The 16516-nt window shown below is 62.0% G+C and carries 20 protein-coding genes and 2 pseudogenes; 9 read left to right on the top strand and 13 right to left on the bottom strand.

Features of this window, described 5'->3' with window-relative positions; translation table 11 throughout:
• Positions 1 to 32 precede the first annotated feature (32 nt).
• On the bottom strand, positions 33 to 878 hold the full coding sequence (locus OS889_RS07385; protein WP_372388616.1) for a hypothetical protein: 846 nt from the start codon (positions 876 to 878) through the stop codon (positions 33 to 35).
• A gap of 210 nt (positions 879 to 1088) precedes the next feature.
• Between OS889_RS07385 and OS889_RS07380 the strand changes: the two genes are divergently transcribed.
• Complete coding sequence (locus OS889_RS07380) at positions 1089 to 1982, top strand: alpha/beta fold hydrolase (protein WP_372388615.1); 894 nt, start codon at positions 1089 to 1091, stop codon at positions 1980 to 1982.
• A gap of 84 nt (positions 1983 to 2066) precedes the next feature.
• On the opposite strand, the gene OS889_RS07375 is transcribed toward OS889_RS07380, so the two are convergent.
• Complete coding sequence (locus OS889_RS07375) at positions 2067 to 2855, bottom strand: SDR family NAD(P)-dependent oxidoreductase (RefSeq protein ID WP_372388613.1); 789 nt, start codon at positions 2853 to 2855, stop codon at positions 2067 to 2069.
• 219 nt (positions 2856 to 3074) lie between these two features.
• On the opposite strand from OS889_RS07375, the gene OS889_RS07370 reads away from it, so the two are divergent.
• Positions 3075 to 3212 carry a hypothetical protein gene (locus tag OS889_RS07370; RefSeq protein WP_372388612.1) on the top strand — a complete coding sequence of 46 codons (138 nt, stop codon included), beginning with the start codon at positions 3075 to 3077 and terminating at the stop codon, positions 3210 to 3212.
• Positions 3213 to 3320: 108 nt separating this feature from the next.
• Complete coding sequence (locus OS889_RS07365) at positions 3321 to 3872, top strand: hypothetical protein (RefSeq protein WP_372388610.1); 552 nt, start codon at positions 3321 to 3323, stop codon at positions 3870 to 3872.
• Between the two features lie 11 nt (positions 3873 to 3883).
• Here the strand turns inward: OS889_RS07365 and OS889_RS07360 are convergent, their stop codons facing one another.
• On the bottom strand, positions 3884 to 4390 hold the full coding sequence (locus tag OS889_RS07360; RefSeq protein WP_372388609.1) for a GbsR/MarR family transcriptional regulator: 507 nt from the start codon (positions 4388 to 4390) through the stop codon (positions 3884 to 3886).
• 133 nt (positions 4391 to 4523) lie between these two features.
• On the opposite strand from OS889_RS07360, the gene OS889_RS07355 reads away from it, so the two are divergent.
• The 3 genes from OS889_RS07355 (at position 4524) to OS889_RS16800 (ending at position 5247) form a co-directional block, all read left to right on the top strand.
• A complete protein-coding gene (locus OS889_RS07355) occupies positions 4524 to 4892 on the top strand; it encodes an ArsR/SmtB family transcription factor (RefSeq protein WP_372388607.1) in 369 nt (122 codons plus the stop codon).
• A gap of 10 nt (positions 4893 to 4902) precedes the next feature.
• Complete coding sequence (locus OS889_RS07350) at positions 4903 to 5079, top strand: hypothetical protein (RefSeq protein ID WP_372388605.1); 177 nt, start codon at positions 4903 to 4905, stop codon at positions 5077 to 5079.
• Between the two features lie 84 nt (positions 5080 to 5163).
• On the top strand, positions 5164 to 5247 hold the full coding sequence (locus OS889_RS16800) for a hypothetical protein (protein WP_443673230.1): 84 nt from the start codon (positions 5164 to 5166) through the stop codon (positions 5245 to 5247).
• A gap of 31 nt (positions 5248 to 5278) precedes the next feature.
• Here the strand turns inward: OS889_RS16800 and OS889_RS07345 are convergent, their stop codons facing one another.
• Positions 5279 to 6667, bottom strand: coding sequence for a cytochrome P450 (locus OS889_RS07345; RefSeq protein ID WP_372388603.1), 1389 nt, complete (start codon positions 6665 to 6667; stop codon positions 5279 to 5281).
• A gap of 90 nt (positions 6668 to 6757) precedes the next feature.
• Positions 6758 to 7432, bottom strand: a complete 675-nt coding sequence (locus OS889_RS07340) for a helix-turn-helix domain-containing protein (protein WP_372388601.1) — start codon at positions 7430 to 7432, stop codon at positions 6758 to 6760.
• Between the two features lie 187 nt (positions 7433 to 7619).
• On the opposite strand from OS889_RS07340, the gene OS889_RS07335 reads away from it, so the two are divergent.
• Complete coding sequence (locus tag OS889_RS07335) at positions 7620 to 8579, top strand: quinone oxidoreductase family protein (RefSeq protein WP_372388599.1); 960 nt, start codon at positions 7620 to 7622, stop codon at positions 8577 to 8579.
• A gap of 174 nt (positions 8580 to 8753) precedes the next feature.
• Here OS889_RS07335 and OS889_RS07330 read toward each other — a convergent pair whose 3' ends face one another.
• The 7 genes and pseudogenes from OS889_RS07330 to OS889_RS07300 all read right to left on the bottom strand — a co-directional run bounded on the left by OS889_RS07330 (position 8754) and on the right by OS889_RS07300 (position 14125).
• Positions 8754 to 9164: an ester cyclase gene (locus OS889_RS07330; protein WP_372388597.1), complete on the bottom strand. Its 411-nt coding sequence runs from the start codon at positions 9162 to 9164 to the stop codon at positions 8754 to 8756.
• A 223-nt stretch (positions 9165 to 9387) separates the two neighbouring features.
• Entirely contained in the window at positions 9388 to 9705 is a 318-nt protein-coding gene (locus OS889_RS07325; protein WP_372388595.1) for an RPA12/RPB9/RPC11 RNA polymerase family protein, read from the bottom strand.
• A gap of 59 nt (positions 9706 to 9764) precedes the next feature.
• Positions 9765 to 10399: pseudogene (locus OS889_RS07320) on the bottom strand (IS6 family transposase).
• Positions 10400 to 10485: 86 nt separating this feature from the next.
• Entirely contained in the window at positions 10486 to 11751 is a 1266-nt protein-coding gene (locus OS889_RS07315; protein WP_372388593.1) for a sulfatase-like hydrolase/transferase, read from the bottom strand.
• Positions 11748 to 12683: an NAD-dependent epimerase/dehydratase family protein gene (locus tag OS889_RS07310; protein ID WP_372388592.1), complete on the bottom strand. Its 936-nt coding sequence runs from the start codon at positions 12681 to 12683 to the stop codon at positions 11748 to 11750. The genes OS889_RS07315 and OS889_RS07310 overlap by 4 nt, the downstream gene beginning before the upstream one ends.
• A gap of 6 nt (positions 12684 to 12689) precedes the next feature.
• Positions 12690 to 13835: a glycosyltransferase family 4 protein gene (locus tag OS889_RS07305; protein ID WP_372388590.1), complete on the bottom strand. Its 1146-nt coding sequence runs from the start codon at positions 13833 to 13835 to the stop codon at positions 12690 to 12692.
• A 62-nt stretch (positions 13836 to 13897) separates the two neighbouring features.
• Complete coding sequence (locus OS889_RS07300; protein ID WP_372388588.1) at positions 13898 to 14125, bottom strand: hypothetical protein; 228 nt, start codon at positions 14123 to 14125, stop codon at positions 13898 to 13900.
• A gap of 478 nt (positions 14126 to 14603) precedes the next feature.
• Here OS889_RS07300 and OS889_RS16815 point away from each other — a divergent pair.
• Both OS889_RS16815 and OS889_RS07295 read left to right on the top strand, forming a co-directional pair.
• Positions 14604 to 15089: pseudogene (locus tag OS889_RS16815) on the top strand (OB-like fold-containing membrane protein); the annotation flags it as partial.
• 41 nt (positions 15090 to 15130) lie between these two features.
• Positions 15131 to 15637, top strand: a complete 507-nt coding sequence (locus OS889_RS07295; protein ID WP_372388586.1) for a metal-dependent hydrolase — start codon at positions 15131 to 15133, stop codon at positions 15635 to 15637.
• A 437-nt stretch (positions 15638 to 16074) separates the two neighbouring features.
• Here the strand turns inward: OS889_RS07295 and OS889_RS07290 are convergent, their stop codons facing one another.
• On the bottom strand, positions 16075 to 16500 hold the full coding sequence (locus tag OS889_RS07290; RefSeq protein WP_372388585.1) for a DUF1616 domain-containing protein: 426 nt from the start codon (positions 16498 to 16500) through the stop codon (positions 16075 to 16077).
• Positions 16501 to 16516: the final 16 nt, after the last annotated feature.

The raw sequence follows: 16516 nt of genomic DNA, 5'->3' as shown, positions 1-16516 counted from the left end.
TCTCACCGTTCGAGAGACTTAATCGACTCCGCTCACGGGCGATCGGCGAGGTACCGCTGGACCGACTCCGCGATCGCGGAGTCGAGCGCTCGCATCGACACGACGGGGTCGCCGTCCCGGTACAGTTCGGGGTAGCGTTCCCGGGCGATGTCGGCGACGACGCGGTCGCGTACGGCCTCGACCGACGGAGCGTACTCGGTAGCGTCCAGGCGCGCGACCGTCTCGGCGATGCGCTCTTCGGTCGCGTATCGCGTCACGACGTCCGCAACGGAGGGGTCGTCGCGGTCCGATCCGGTGGCCGTCGCGACGGGGCGCCACGCCTGGGCGCGCGTCCCGGTCTTGTCGCGGAGGAGGACGCCGGCGGCGCGGCCGTCGCGCCACGCCGACGACGGGAATCCGTCGGGGTCGGTATACTGAGAGAGGTCGGTGTGGGACACGGGCTGTTCCTTCGCGACGGCGGGCAGAGTCGGCACGCCGAGCCGTTCGAACGCCGCCGTCGCCGTATCCGGCGGCAGGAACCGATCCGTCCGGTCGCTCCAGACGTCGCTGCCGAGGAACGCCGGGACGTCGCGCCACGGGTAGTCGATACCCTCGTTCCACGTGGCTCGCCCGACGAACGTGATGGTCTCCGGATCGTCGACCGCAGACCGGACCGCGTCGCGGTCGAGGGCCTCCCGGAGTCGCCACGCCGCGCGCCGATACGGGGCCGAAAGCGCCGTGACGGTCGTGCTCGTCTCGTCCGGCGTAGCGAACGCGAGTCCGCCGGCCGCCGTCACCTGAAACCGGAGCCGTCCCCCCGTCGGGAGCTCCTGCACCCAGAGGTGGCCGGACAGGTCCGTCGGCGGCGTCAGCTCCGGGGTCTCCGGCAGCGACTGCATACCGTCAGGGGCGCCCGCCGGCGAGGTAAGCCTTCCGCCGCGGCCGGATTCAGATGATGAGTCTCTCGACGACGAGCACGCTCGCGTGCCGATATAAAAATCACCACACACCTACGGCAGCCGGCCTATCCGGTCCCGTCGCGTACTCTCAGTTGTCAGAGCGACGGCCGATCCGAGCACGGACTTCGAACCGTTCCCACACGAACACAGATGTCAGCTACGACACCGCCCGCGAAGACTGACGCATCGCTGCTCGCCGACCGCGACGTCGAATCCGGCTACCGCGAGGTGAACGGCGTCCGACTGCACGTGGTGACGGCGGGCGAGCCGGACGCGCCCCTCGTCGTCCTGCTGCACGGGCATCCGGACTTCTGGTACGGCTGGCGCGAGCAGATCGTCGCGCTCGCCGACGCCGGCTACCGCGTCGTCGTCCCGGACCAGCGGGGCTGTAATCTGAGCGAGGCGCCCGAGGGGATCGACGCCTACCGGCAGTCGAACCTCGTCGCCGACGTCTGCGGACTGATCCACACAGAGGGGCGCGAGTCGGCCCACGTGGTCGGACACGACTTCGGCGCGTTCGTCGCCTGGAACGTCGCCCTCCGCGAGCCCGCAGTCGTCGACCGACTCGGGATCTGCAACGTCCCCCACCCGACGGTGTATCGGGAGACGCTTCGGTCCAGCCTCCGACAGATCGTTCGGAGCTGGTACGTCTGGTTCTATCAGCTCCCGAAGCTCCCCGAGTGGATGCTGCGCCGAAACGAGATGGACAATATGGTCGCGACGCTGGAGCTCTCCTCGAATCCCGGTACCTTCGACGACGAGACGATCGCTCGGTATCAGGCGGCGTGGCGACACACCGGCGTCGAACCGCGGATACACTGGTACCGCGGCTTCCGGCGGTCCGAGCGCCCGGCGCGCGACACCGTGACACAGCCGACGCTCATCTGCTGGGGTGAAGACGACATCGGCCTCGTGCCTTCGATGGCCGAACGGAGCCTCGACTACTGCGAGACCGGCCGGCTGCGGACGTTCCCGGAGGCGTCCCACTGGGTGCATCACGAGCGGGCAGCGGTGACCGACGCGCTCCTCGATCACCTCTCGTGACCGACTCCGCCTTCCGGCGCCGGGAGGCTCGGTCGCTGCGCGGCGTCGTCAGCGATCCCCCGAGCCGGGCTTCGGCTGGGCCTCTCAGATCCCGGATCCGCCGTCGACCGGGACGGTCGCGCCGTTGACGAAGCTCGCGTGCCGGCTGGACAGGAACGTGACCACCGCCCCCAGGTCGAGCGGATCCCCCGGCGACTCGTAGGGACAGTCCGCGAGCACGGCCTCCCAGGCCGACGCGAGGTCCTCGAACTCGCCGGCGTCGACGCGTCGAGCGAGGAGCCCCTCCAGGTCCGCGGTCTCGTGCGGCCCCGGAGCGACCGCGTTCACGCGGACATCCGGCGCGAACGCCGTCGCCTGGCTCTCGGTGAGCCCCTGGACCGCTCGCCCGTAGGCGGTCGCCACCGACAGCTCGTCCGCGAGCGCCGGAATGGCGGGGTTGGCGACGGTGACGACCGTGCCCGCATCGGAGGCTTCGAGGTGCGGGGCGGACTCGCGGATGGCCCAGACGACGCTCATAAACAGCCGATCGAACCCCCGGAACCAGTCCTCGTCGGAGACGTCGAGGAACCGCCCCGGTTCGAGCGGTCGGGGCCCCGTGACGAGATGGTCGATGCCACCGTACTGGTCGACGGTCTCTTCGACGAGGACCGCCAGGTGGTCGGGGTCGCGGACGTCGAGTTCGAGACCGAAGATGTCCCCCTCACCGAGCGCGTCGAGCCTGTCGCCGGCGTACGCGAGGTCGTCTAGGTTCGGCGCGGCGAGGGCGACGTCCGCGCCCTGACGCGAGAACGCTTCCGCACAGGCGTGGCCGAGGCCCGTGGCGCTTCCGGTGACCAGCGCTACGTTGCCCTCCAGTCCGAGATCGAGGTCCATATCCGACGGTCGGGTACCAGTCGGAAAAGGCTCTTGCCCGGCGACCACCAGATCGGTCTCGCTCCGCTGCAGTTCAGTTCCAAGTCCTCGTCCGAGCAGTTTAACAGGCGATTTACTTTGTCTCTGGGGGGCGCCGATTACGACGTGGGTCATCACGACATCTCTGATGGCACATATCCCGCTACCGTTGCCACGTGTACAGAAGACCTCGTGGCGTTCGTGTCTCCGACGTGTACTCCATCAGTTCTCATCACGCCCGAAGACACGCTCCCCTGCACCGAAATCGAACCGGGCGATTCGATGCGGATCACGATCGATGAGGGGACGATCAGCGATCTCGAAGACGGCACCGGATAGATGACCCGATCAACGTATCGACCCGTTTCGAGTGTTCGTCTTGTTTCTCGACGGCGATGAACCGCATACCTGCGGGATTTATGTCTGTTGATCGGAAGTTTTGGCGTGATGGCCTCGTATGAAGCGTTCGACCCGACCGTCGAGATCAACGGCGAAACCGTCCTGACGATCGTCGAACAGGGGATGGGGAAGTTCTCAGACGCGTATCGGGAGCAAGCGTTGCAGGCGCTGGCTGAAGAGGGGATTACCGACCCCGCACCCGACGAGTGGTATCCGCAACAGGCGTGGTTGAACGCGTTCGAAGCCATCGCCGAGGAACTGCAACCGCACGTGTTGGACCGTCTCGGCGAACAGATTCCGGACGCCGCCGAGTGGCCCAACGAGTTCGACACGGTCCCGGAAGGGCTACGGTCGATCGACGAGGCGTATCAACGGAACCACCGCGGCGGCGAGATCGGGTGGTACCGATTCGAGCAGACCGACGACCGGGCCGGGACAGTCACGTGTTACAACCCGTACCCGTGTCCGTTCGATCGAGGTCTGATCAGAGGCGTCGCGGAACAGTACGCGTCGATGGATTCGTTCGTGTTCATCGAAGAGACGGGCTCTACCTGTCGGCGGAACGGGGAGGACCGCTGTACCTACACCGTCTATTGGTGAGCGAACCGGACTTACTCCTCGTACGTTTCGAGCGCCTCACGGAGTTCGGCGGCGGAGAGGTTCGATGCGAGCTCGACGATCTCCTCGAAATCTTCGTAGGTCGTTCGGAGGTCACGGATCCGTTCGGCGTCGCTGGTATCTGAGTCCGAGAGTTGGTTTTCCGCTCGCCGGATCGTTCGCAGGGTCGTCTGGATCTCGCGTTGGATGTACTGCTGGAAGACGTCCTGGAGGATGAACCAGATCTCGCGTTCTGCCGTGAACTGTACTCGCCGCCCGCCGCCGTCCGAGGAGCGCCGATGGATCAGCCCGATCCGTGTGAGCGTCCGGGTTACGTTACTCACAGTGGACTTGGCATAGCCGGTCTGCTCGACCAGTTCTGGAATCGAGAGCGGCTCGGTGGCAAAATACAGGACGCCGTAGATGCGTCCAGCCGAGCGGCTCAGCCCATACACCTCGGCCGATTGTTCCAGCGATTCGATGACGCGTTCGCTTGCGAGGTCACGGTCCCCGTTACTCATATGAACTCCCTCGTGTGCCGGCGTGATGAGTCCCCTCTTGAGTCATATCTACGGCAAAGACTCCATAAGTATTAAATTGTTTGATTCGTTTGTTCGGGATGAGCCGAACAAACAAAACGGATCATCCAAGTCAATGTCCAGTGCGCTCCCACACCAGCCGTCAGTCGAACACGCTCCCGAGAAACAGACCGACGTCGTCGTCGGCGGCGAGAATCCCCCCGAGGTCCTCCAAGTCCTGTCATCGGATACCGCACAGGAAATCCTGACCACGCTCAAACGAGACCCGGGGACGGCGTCCGACGTTGCGACCGCAATCGGGCAGTCGATCCAGAACGTCACGTACCACTTAGACCGGCTACGTGACGTCGATCTCGTCACGCCGGTCGGAACGTGGTACTCCGAAAAGGGAAAGGAAATGACCGTGTACGCCGTCACAACGGAAGAGCTGGTCGTCCGGTTCGCCGACGCGACGCATCAGGCACCGGAACGCGCGTCCGAGTGACGGCCACAATATGGGAATCGTCACGCTCGGCTACGGGATGTTCGCCGTCTACGGGCTCATCGTGTTTCTCGAATATCCGTTGCTTCCGTATTTCCCGTACGCCACTCTAGAATTGCTCGAACACGGGAGCGCGATCCTGATTCTCGGTGGCCTCTTGGCGTTTTTCGTCGCGTTGACACGGGAGTGAGTATGTCAGATCCGGATCGAACTGGCCTCACGGCGGGCGATCTACCAGCGGATAGCCGACACGTCGGGCGTTCACTTTCGCGCGTTGCTCGATGATCTAACGTACGCCCAAGGGACGCTGCAGTATCACCTCCGCTGGCTTCTCCGTGTATCTCTACGACCACTGTGAGACCCGCTTGGCGCGGTCTGCTGTCACGGCGTCAAGGCTTGTGTACGCGCATTCGGACGTCTTCGGCGGGTTGTAACGTCAGTTCCATATTCACGTCCGGGGTCGGTGAACTCACCAATTCGAGATCGACGCGTCGGGCGAGGATCGGGATGATGTGTTTCAGTTCCATCATCGCAAAGTGCATCCCGATGCATTGGTGGGGCCCGCCGCCGAACGGGAAGTACGCGAAGTCCGGGCGGTCGTCGCTGCGTTCGGATCTAAAGCGTGCGGGTCGGAACTCTTCGGGCGCGTCGAACCACCGATCGTCAGTGTGTACGGTGAACTGCGGGAGCAGGATTTTCGTCCCCTCCGGGATCCGGTAGCCGCCGAGTTCCGTCTCTTCGACGGCCTCACGGAACAGCATCCCCGCCGGCGGGTACAGTCGCAGTGCTTCCTTGGCGACGCGCTCTGTGACCGTCAGCTCGGAGAGGTGCGCAGCCGTTGGCGGCCCGTCCAGTACGGTTTTGGCTTCGGTCTCGACGCGCTCGCGCGCCTCCGGGTTGCGCGCGAGCAACAGCCACGTGAACGTCAGCGCCATCGCGGTCGTCTCGTGGCCGGCGATGAGGAACGTGATCAGGTGATCGTGGATCTCCTCGTCGCTCATCGAGTACTCGTGGTCGTCTTCTTTTTCGAGCATCATCGTCAGGAAGTCGTCGTACCGCTCCGGGTTCGCTCGCCGCTCCTCGATGAGTGTCTCGACGGTCGCATCGAAGGCGTCCATCGCTCGGCTGTACCGACGGTTCCGATGCGTCGGGATCCACGACGGCAGCAGCAGTTCCACGGCGCTCAGCCCGCTCATATCGGCCATCGCCTGCAGTTCGTCGGCGGCGTCAGCGATCACCTGTCGACGCTCTCCGAGGTCGAAATCGAACAGCGAGTTCGTCAGAATGGACAGCGTCAGCCAGGAAAATTCCTCGTTGAGCACGAGTTCCTCGCCGTCGTCCCACGCTGCGATCATCCGTTCCGTGGCGGTAGTCATCGCCGAACTGAACCCTTTCAGCCGGTCCAGTCCGAACATCGGCTGGAGGAAGTGCCGCTGTCGTTTCCACTCGTCGCCGCGGGTGAACGTGAGGCCCCGCGGCGCGATCTCGTAATCGAGGAGGTCTTTGAGTTCGTCGAAGTTCCACCGCTCGTAGGTGCCCTGACCCAGGAGTACGTCCCCGACGTAGTCGGGGTGGAAGACCGCGACGGCATCGATACGCGGGAACTCACAGTGGACGACGTCCCCGTATTCGATCAGTTCGTCGAAGAACCCTATCGGCTGTTTGATGTACTGGTGGGTGTTTCCGAGGATCGGCAGCCCGTCCGGGCCTGGTGGTAGATCCCCAGTACCTCCGCTTCCGCTTGCCCCCGTCTCTGGACCCATATCATCATCTACCATACATATGTGTATAAGTTGTCACTAAAAGAGTTTTTTCGATATCCGAGTCCGCCCGGTTCAGCCCGGAGATTAGGTACGGTACCAACAGGCTCACAGTGACGACGTGAACGAAGCAAGCCCGGCCCTGACGAGTTTCGCTTCGCCCTTCTGGAGGTGTTCGCTCGCCGTGTTCGGCGCACAGCCTAACTCCGCTGCGACGTCAGCGTGTGTGGCTTCACGCGGCGTGTCGTAGTATCCCAACTCGACGGCCACCTGTAGCGCCTCCCGTTGGCGGTCGCTCAGCGTCGTCGACGGATCCACCTCGGCGCTCGGAAATTCCCGAATGGCGTCGATTTGGACGGTCACCGCCGCCGGGAGGCCGTCGATCGCCGATTGTAACGTCGCCGGGTCGCCGACGATGTGTCCGTGGATCCGACCCTCGCGGTACACGAGCGGGCGTCGCACCACCAGTCCAGCGCGATCGATCGCCGTCGCAGACCCGCCGAAGATCGGAACCGCCGCGTCCCGCAACGTGATGAGCGCGTACGTCACGCCCGTATCGGTAGCCGCGCGTTCGACCGCTTCGACGCCGGGCGTCTCGCGCGCCAACTCGACGAACGTCGCCCCGTCGCCGTCGATCGCGTACAGGTGCGTCGAGCGCGCCGACTCCCCGCGGTTCCAATCCATCGCGCGTGCCTCGTCGACGGCGGTCGCTTCCAGCAAGTACCGGAGAAACTCCGGCGCTCGGTCGAGGTCCGGACGGACGGTGATCCGGATGTGTTTCATACGTATCTCGTTTGACACGCCTCACGGCTGACCACATAAACCCCTGGAGCATACTCCACAGAATCGCTACGCCGATCGCCCTGTATCATTCGGATGTGATGACGACGGACCCAGTCACGACCGACGTGCGGCGGCGAACCGTCCAGTCAAGTGCCACGGCGGCTTCCCAACCCGAGGTGGGCAAGCGATGAGAGCCGTCCGCTACCACGAACACGGCGACGCGGACGTGCTCCAGGTCGACGACGTGGAACGGCCGACGCCCGACCGCGACGAAATCCTCGTCGAAATCCGGGCGGCCAGCGTCAACCGCGTCGACGTGCTGTTCCGCGCCGGCCAGTACGGCGACCTGCCGCTCCCGACGATTCCCGGCGGCGACGGCGCGGGATTCGTCGAGGAAGTCGGAGCGGACGTCGAGGAGTTCGAGCCGGGCGACCGCGTCTTCCTCTCCGGGATGGACCGGGCCGACGGCGGAACGTTCGCCGAGTACGCCGCCGTCCCAGCCGAGAAAGTCGCACACCTGCCCGGTGATGTTTCGTGGACGGTCGGCGCAGCCATCGGGAACGTCGGTGCGACGGCGTGGACAGCTCTAGAAGAGCTCGCCGGGATCCAGGCGGGCGATCGGGTCCTGATCCACGGCGGGTCCGGCGGCGTCGGGCACCTCGCAGTGCAGATCGCCGCGCACAGCGGCGCCGAGGTGATTGCGACCGCCGGCACCGACGCGGCGCGCGATCGACTCAGGGATCTCGGTGCGACCACCGTGCTCGATTACGACAGTGACGCGCTCGCCGACGAAATCCTCACCGCGACCGACGGTGCCGGCGTCGACACGGTCCTCGACCATCGGCTCGAAGAGTACCTCAGCCTGGATCTCGAAGTCGTCGCAGAGGGTGGGCAGATCATCAGTACGATGGGCCACATCCCCGAGACGAACGGGCGGCCCTTCTACAACAAGGAAGTGTCCATCCGACCGTTGAAGATGGACAACCACCCGGTTCGGCGTCCAGTGTTGGACCGTCTCGCTCGACTGCTGCGGCAGGACGCGTTGACGGCTGTCGTCGCCGAGACCTATTCGTTCGATACCGCCGCCCGCGCTCACCAGGAAATCCTCGCTGGCGGCTACGTCGGGAAACTCGTCGTGACTCCGTGAGTCTCGAATACGATTGCTAGACTCGCTCGCACTCTACGAGTGGGCTGGTGGTGTCAGTCGGCCGTCAAGGATGCGTTCGACTGTCGGATACTGCTCGCCTAGCTCGCAGTTCCTACTGACTGCTAGAACGACTCTGCGAACCAATCGGTGGTAGTCGATTCTATTGAGCGACCATCACTCCGTCCGAATTTTTCTATATGCCAAGGTTGGGAGTTGTGCGAGGACGTCCGGGAAGGTAAGACCGAGTTGCTGCAGAAATTCCTGCTGATCGATATAGACACGGTGTTCTTGGACCTGACCGTCCTCAACCCGGAATTTCGCCATTAGCTGGAGTTCGATACGATTGTTTGTTGGGGGCACACCTTTGAATTCGCCCTTGTGAGTGGCAGTCAGCGTTGCTTCGTCCATTACCATCGTTTCACCGGCGAGTAGGTCCTCGACGGCGATTTGAAAGTCGGGGAATCCGTTTTCGACGCGCTTCATAAACGATTTCAGGCCGTCCCGACCGTGTGCCTCCCCTGCGGGTCCGCCGCCGACAGTTTCACCGATCGCTGGATCGTGAACGACGAACGAATCCGCAACCACCGCGGGGGATCCGTGAATAGTCCCAGGTATTCCAGATATCGATGTAGGTCTTGACGATCTGTTCTGACGTAGGGTTCGATCCGCTCATAGTAACGCAATATCTGTTTCAGTATATTGTTATTGTGCCGACAGATATGAGGGCTCTCCGAACTGACCCCTCCTGAGAGTTAAGGGGGTGATGCCGCGGTCTGTGGACAGTTATGCGACGGTTTGGGACGTGCGGTCAGGAGTCGCGCCACTTGTGGCCGCACTCGACACAGGTGAACAGCCGAACTTCGTAGGAGCCGCCCGGCTTCGGCATCATCTCGTAGTAGGCTCGGTCGCTGTCGCAATCGTCCGCCGGGCAGGGCTCCTGCATCGTCTCGGTGGAGCCCTGCGTCGCGTCGGCCACGGCGGGTGCCCCGTCGTCCTGCTGTCCCTCCTGGGTCGCCATCGCCGCTTCCGCTTGCGAATCTCGCGGCGCCTCGTACTCACAGGAACGACACACCCACGCGTCGCCGTCCGTGTGCATCAGCGAACCGCACTCGTCGCAGAATTGCATTCAGAACACGAATACGCAGTTGTCGGGTATATATGTTCAGCACCTCCTGTCGGTAGTGTTTAGTTTGGAGCATTGAGCCAGGCGGCAAATGCTTGAAGCCAATTTTCGGCAGTTTGCGGCTCAATGTGGCTGAAACAGTTCGAGAACGAGGAGGTTCGACGCTTGAGCTCTCGAAAGATTCGCTCGATGGCGTTCCGATTTCCATTCTGTTCGGTTTGAAATCGGAGTGAAGTTCTGGCCAGCGCAGTTTGGAGGTGTTGAGCGCCATCGACCAGAAACACGGCGGATTCGACGTCGTGTTTCTGGCGCAGTTCACGCAGAAAGATTTCGGTCAGTGCGGTCGTCGTCGTTGCAAACAGTCGCAGATGCAGGAGATCGTTTGTCTCAGGATCAGCGGCGGCGTACAGCCAGAATTGCTGATCGTCGATTCGAATCACAGTCTCGTCGAGCGCAACGTGATTCGGGTTTCGACCCGCTGTAGGCTGTAACTCGGCCTTCTGCACCCAATCGTGAATCGCCTTCGGCGAGCGCTCGACACTCCACTCTTCGAGAATCGAGACGGTATTCCTGAGCGACAACCCGCTAACTGCAGTTAAATACCGAGTTTCATCGCACGCTCGGGTGTCCGCTGGCGCTCCACAAAATCCAAATCAATCCAGTCCGTGCATCCGCTGAGGCGGGCGATTTTTGGCATAGAGCACCACAAAATCACCCCGCCTCACTCTTCATCCTTAACTAAACACGATCAAAAGTAACGGAGATAAAATTGTACGCTGTGGACTATACGAATTCTGTCACGCTGGATCGAATCGAGAGAATTTCCGCTTCGTGGTTGTAGCGTCGTTGAACGATCGGTCTCAACGTATCGTGGAGTTCGCTGTCTTCAGACAGTGGAGTGCCTTCTATTTGCCCATCCAGCGCGTACGTCTCGGTGCTCGTCAGTTCCCCGTTTTTCCAGCTTGCGATCTGTTTCGTATTCTTGGTACGGACGGCGATCAGATTTCGATCGTTCCGCCCGTCGTAGTCGGTGGCAACAGTCCACGTGCCGAGCTGGGGTCGCGTCTCTTGGTCGGTGAAGTGCTTGACTATCTTCGGGATTTGCGTGAGCGAGATAGGCCGAGACGGGTCGCCATCGCATTCGAGAGGCTCAGAGGCGACCAGCGGAACGTGGACGTTCTCCTCGTACAGAGATGGATAGAAATGGCCGTAGATGTCGCGCTCGCCAAATGCTTCCCCATGATCGCCGAACGCGATGAAGACGGGGTCGTATTCGGCCAGCCGCTCTTGGAGTTCGTATAGCAGTACGTCGCCAAACCGGATCGAATCGTCGTAGATGTCGATGATCTTCTGGATTTCTTTCTCGGAGAGGTCAGGCTCCATTTCATCAATCAGCTGATTACAGCGCCAGTTGTAGTAGTACTGCTGGAACAGGGAACTCCATTTCCGGTGTTCTTGCGGCGTGAGGTGAGGGAAGTGCGTGTCGAGCGAGAAGATCCACAGGAAGAAGGGTTCGCTCTGAGATGTGACCCACTCCTCGATTTGATCGATGTAGCGATCCCACGTTTTGAACGCCTCCTCACGGCGGAGATAGTTCCTGAAGTTCCGGACGAGCGTGTACAGGGTCGACTCCGAGAGGTGATTCTGGAAGATCTCCTGGTACCACTCTGTTGAGAAGAGGAAGTCTTCGAAGTGATCGAACCCGCGGTCGAACCCGTAGTGGCGGGAGGCATACGCGTTCGGATTGAACGCCCCCGTCGTGTACCCTTGGGCGGATAGTTCCTCTGCGAGCGTGCCGTGTCGGGCCAAGTGTCGCCGGGAGTGAGAGGGATCGGCGACCCGAGCTCTGGCGACCATCGGCTCGCCCGTGAAGGTTCCCGCCATCGATGGGTTCGTCCGGGAGGCCGGCGCGATCGCGTTCGGGAAAGCCATTCCGTCGGCGGCCATCCGATCGAGATGTGGCGTCGTGTCCCGATCGTAGCCTAGGTGCCCGCAGTGATCGGCACGGAGGCTGTCGTAAGTGACTAAAACGATGTTGCGTTGAGTCACGTCACGAGCACCTCTTCGTCGTGGTGGAGCAAGTCCTTGAGGCCCTCGACGAATTCGACCGTCGGTTCCCAGCCGAAGTCCGCACGGATCCGCGAGATATCGGCCTGGAGATGTGGGCGATCGCTCTCACGAACGCGGTCGTCGGCTTGGGTGATCTCGATCCCCTCACCGAGCGCCTCGCTCGTCTTCTCGACGATCTCCCGGACCGAATATTCCGTTCCGGTGCCGACGTTGTAGGCGCTGTAGCCTCCGTCGGCTCCGTTGAGAAGGGTCACGAGCGCATTCGCGACATCCGAGACGTGGATGAAGTCCCGTTTCGGTGTGAGGTTCCCGAGTTCGATTTCGCGTTTTCCGTCGCGGACCTGTTTCAGCACCGCGGGAATCAAGTGCTCGTTCGTCTCGTTCGGCCCATAGACGTTGAACAGGCGCGCGGCGACGGTGGGTGTGGCGGTCTGTTCGGCGAACAGTTCCATCAGATCCTCGCCGATCAGTTTCGTCTGTCCGTAGATGTCCGTCGGGCCAGTCTCGGAGGTCTCGCTGTTCGGGCCCTCTCTCGGCGGGTAGACGGCTGCCGAGGAGGCAAAGACCATCGTTTCGAGGTCAGGGAGTTCTCGCGCGGCAGCTAGGAGGTTTCGCGTCCCCATCACGTTCACCGCGAACGCTTCCTCGGGGTGTTCGTTACAGTACGGGATGTAGTGGATCGCCGCCAGATGGACGATCGCGTCCGGTTCAACCGTCCGAACCAATTCCCTGAACTCTGCGCTCCGGATATCGATGTGCTCGAAGCGCACGTCCTCGGGGACTAGCGACGGCTCGCCGGCAAAGCAGTTGTCGACCGCTATGACGTTCGCGTCGGTTTGGGCTAACTCCTCGACGAATCGGGAGCCGATAAATCCCGCCCCACCAGTAACGAGGACATCGTCGTGTTCCATCGATAGCTATCGTTCTCGCTGGACAACACTTGAATATACTTCTTCCAATTCGTCGACAATCACGTTCCAGTCGTGGTCGCGGCCGAATGCTTTCGCGCCCGCGGACAGATCGGCGAGCAGGTCGTCGTCGGTGAGACAGTCGACGATCCGGTCGGCGATTGCCTCGCTGGAGACCTCCGTGATGAAGCCGGTGACGCCGTCCTCGACGACGGCCGTCGAGCCGTTCTCCGCGTGGTCGACGACGATGCTCGGGACGCCACACGCGTTCGCTTCCAGGATCGTGTTCGGAAAGCCTTCTCTGATTGACGGCAGGACGAACACCGAGGTGGCCTTGATGTTGCCGATGACGTCTGCGTCCGCCTCGACAAATCCGAGAAACTCCACCTGGTCCTCAACGCCGAGGTCGGCGGCGTCGGCTTCGAGTTGTTCGCGTTCCGGGCCGTCGCCGATGATGCCACAACTGAGGTCCCGATCCAGCTGCGTTGTCGCGGTTGCGATCGCCTCAAGCAGGAGATCGACGTTCTTGTGTTCGGACAGCCGGCCGACGTAGATGACGTCCCAGTCGGCGTCCGCTGCCGGGATCTCCTGGAGGCGCTCGAAATCGACTCCGTTCTCGACGACTTCGAGACCCGCCGTGCGGCCAAGCTCGCGGAGGTCCGCGGCGATGTACTCGGAGATCGGGACGATGGTGTCCGCGAGCCGGAGGGTAGCGCGTTCAACCGCCTTGCCGAAAAGGCCCTTCCGACCGAGGTACTCGTACCAGTAGTCGTCCCAGACCTCATACCAGGTGATAACCAGGGTACTGCCACGAACGAGTTCGTGGAGCTTTCCGGAAAAGCAGGGAAAGTACGGAAACTCCTGGCAGTCGACGACGTCGAAATCCTCTCGCAGGAGTGGCGGGAGCACACGCAGGGCGAAGGCGATCGCTTGTGGGATCGATCGGCGGCCGTCGACGTAGAGCTCGCGGGGTTCGCACACGCCGTGGAGGGTGACACCCTCCCGTTCGATGACGGCGGGCCCGTCCCAGTAATGCATCCCATACAGGTGGACGTCGTGATCGTCGGCGAGCCGGCGGGCGAGTTCCCAGATGCGTTTTTGGGCACCACCTTTCTCGTAGGGGTAGACGGCATCATACAGGAACGCGATCTTCATAGTAGTGCTAGTAACTGAGGATCCTTGTTGAGGGACGACACCAATCCGGCTGTCATATAGTGTTACTCGTTGAGGTAGCCCAGCGATTTGAGCCGTTCTTGGACTTGCTGTTCGTCGACGGACTCGACCTCTGATTCCGCGGATTGCTCGAGTTGGAAGAGGACTTCCTCGAGCAGATGCGTGACGTAGGCCGAGGTATCCTCGAATTCGGTTTGGGTCACGCGGTGCTCGAGCTGCTCGAGCACCTCGGTCGGAACCTCGACGGCGCTCGTGGTCTGGGACTCAGTCATATCAGTCCGATCCCACGGGGCCGTGATAGTGATACCGATCTGATCGATTGGGGTCGTGGCTCTGGACAGACATCCACCGCCAACTGGTCAGCGCCGAATCCGTCTCGGGCCCCTACGATAGGGTGGTTTGCCCTGGGGCCGTCCGGAATCAGCCAAACCCGATGGTGGACGGCGATTCGAGCGCGGTCGTCGGCGACCAAGGGGGATGGCTATCTCACGCTGTTCGGACAACACTGCCATCTCTGTAGTCGTCTCAGGGTGAGAGTGTCCGTGCGGCGTCGCTGGTCGAGTTGTCTGCTGTCGTTCGAGTATTGGAGTCGGGCGTGGGCGATTGCGTGGGGGTACGCCGGTCGGTTCCGTTGTGACCCAACGCAGGTTGGCTGGTATCGCGTATTCGTCCCTCGCACACGTCGGGACGGCCCACCTCTGGTACGGTAAAGTATAATTATTCTAAGAATGCTATCGTGGACTACTGCGGATGATTACGACAGCACGCGGGCGTATATGTGTACTTGTGCTGCTTCTTATCGGCCATTCGGCGTTGTTTCCGCTGTACGCACAGCAACCAGTGAACCCGGACGCTGGCGTCTATCCGCGTGCGGATGCGTTTATCGAACATCCGGACACATACCGTGGCGAGCGCGTCGTTACCGGCGGAATCGTCCAGCAGGGCTCACCGATCGTCATTGCGGTCCGGACGCGACGGGGCACGCATACGCTTACGATTACGGGGACCCCGCTTGCTCCCGCAATCGGTGACAAGGTCCGTGTGTATGGGATCTTGACCGGACTGCGGACGATCGACAGTCACAATGCCTTTGTCGTGCCTCGGAGTGGCTTGTGGTATACGTGGGTGGTGTCGTTTCTGGCTGGCCTGTGGGTCTTGGGTCGGTTAGTACGGCACTGGACACTCGAGTGGTCTCGGGTGTGTTTTGTGCGTCGTGAGCGGCCGCTTACCGCTCGTCGCGTCTGGACGCTGATTAAGGGCACCCCAAGGAGGCGACAATGCCTGACCTCCTGGCCCATACGTTCATCGCGTATAGTGTCTGTCGGGTGCTGTCGTGGCGGTTTGAATGGATCTCAAGTCCGTATCTTACCCTCGGGATGGTCGGGGCGTTCATCCCCGACTTGGTCAAAGTGCGATTGCTCCTGCCGGGGCGGACGGTCGAACAGCTCCTGGGGATTCCGTTCGCGTGGGGGAGTTTGCATACCGGCGGGGGACTGGTGGTGAGCATCCTGATCGGTGTGGTGTTGTTATCGGCGTCCGAACGACGGAAGGGTGGGGTGATGCTCACAGTGGGGGCGGTGAGCCACTCGGTTGCTGATATGATGTTGCTGACTCCGATGGGTCGCAGTAACCAACAGCTCCTGTGGCCGCTCTTGCAGTATAAAATACCGAGCCCAGGGCTCTATCTGAGTACCCAACCGGAGCCGACACTGGTCACGGGGGTGGTTGCTGGGATTGTGTGGCTCATACATCGGTCCCAGATGGGAGACCGCCCGGAGGTGTGAGCGGTAGGGAACATATCTGCACGCGGTGCGTTATGATTGACAGCCGCTCTAGGGTATCTCTGCTGAGATCGGAGTTGATGATCGCTCGACAGCGGTATCCACTCGGTCGCATCCGTCGGAACTCCAACTCGGTTCTCGTGCAGTGAGTTGGGGCGGGAACGCTCGTGAATCGAGTAGGACTCGTTTTGGCCTCCGGATCGTCGATAGGTCGCTTCGTTTCTCAGATCACTGGGTGGCCGTTGAGGACGACCATCCGCTCGAAGGGAACCGAACGGTCAGGTCAATCGCTTTGGGGAAAGAATCGCTCTCGCTTCCCCGTTTCAGGTGGATCCATTCGATCCCTAAGCTGGTTGAATTCGGGGCTGGGCCGTCCGAATCGACGATCGGCTCACCCCGAGTTATCGTAGCGCATCCCACGACGAACCACAGGGGGTGGCTTAGCCCTGGACTCGAATCCACCGCCAGATCGTCAGCTCCGAGTCGGGTTCCGCCTCGTAATACAGGGTGACGTCGATCCGGTACCGTCCGGGGTCGGTCGGGACCGTGATGGGGATGGAGACGTTCCGCCTGTCACCGTCTGCAAGGCGGATCGAGCGCGCGGCGAGTTCGGTGCCACCGCTCGTCGCGACGAGCCGATAGGTTATGGGGTGGTGTTCGTGGTTGGCAATCCCGACGATGAGTGGGACTGTGGCTCCGGGTTGGGCCGTGGTTGTGGTGGTGTTGCCGACGTCCGGAAAGTACAGTTCCGTCTGGCCGGTGGTGGTCAACGCTGGGTTCGCGGCGAGATAGCCCACGCTGAGGATCGAAAGGGCCAGTACCGCGGCGAGGATCCACGTGGCAACGTTGCGCCGTCGGTCTTGCACGGCTGATCGGAGGAAT

Origin of the sequence: Halobellus sp. MBLA0158, assembly GCF_041477585.1 — an archaeon.
Taxonomy (GTDB): Archaea; Halobacteriota; Halobacteria; order Halobacteriales; family Haloferacaceae; genus Haloquadratum; species Haloquadratum rubicundus.
This window is presented reverse-complemented; position numbering and strand designations above follow the sequence as displayed.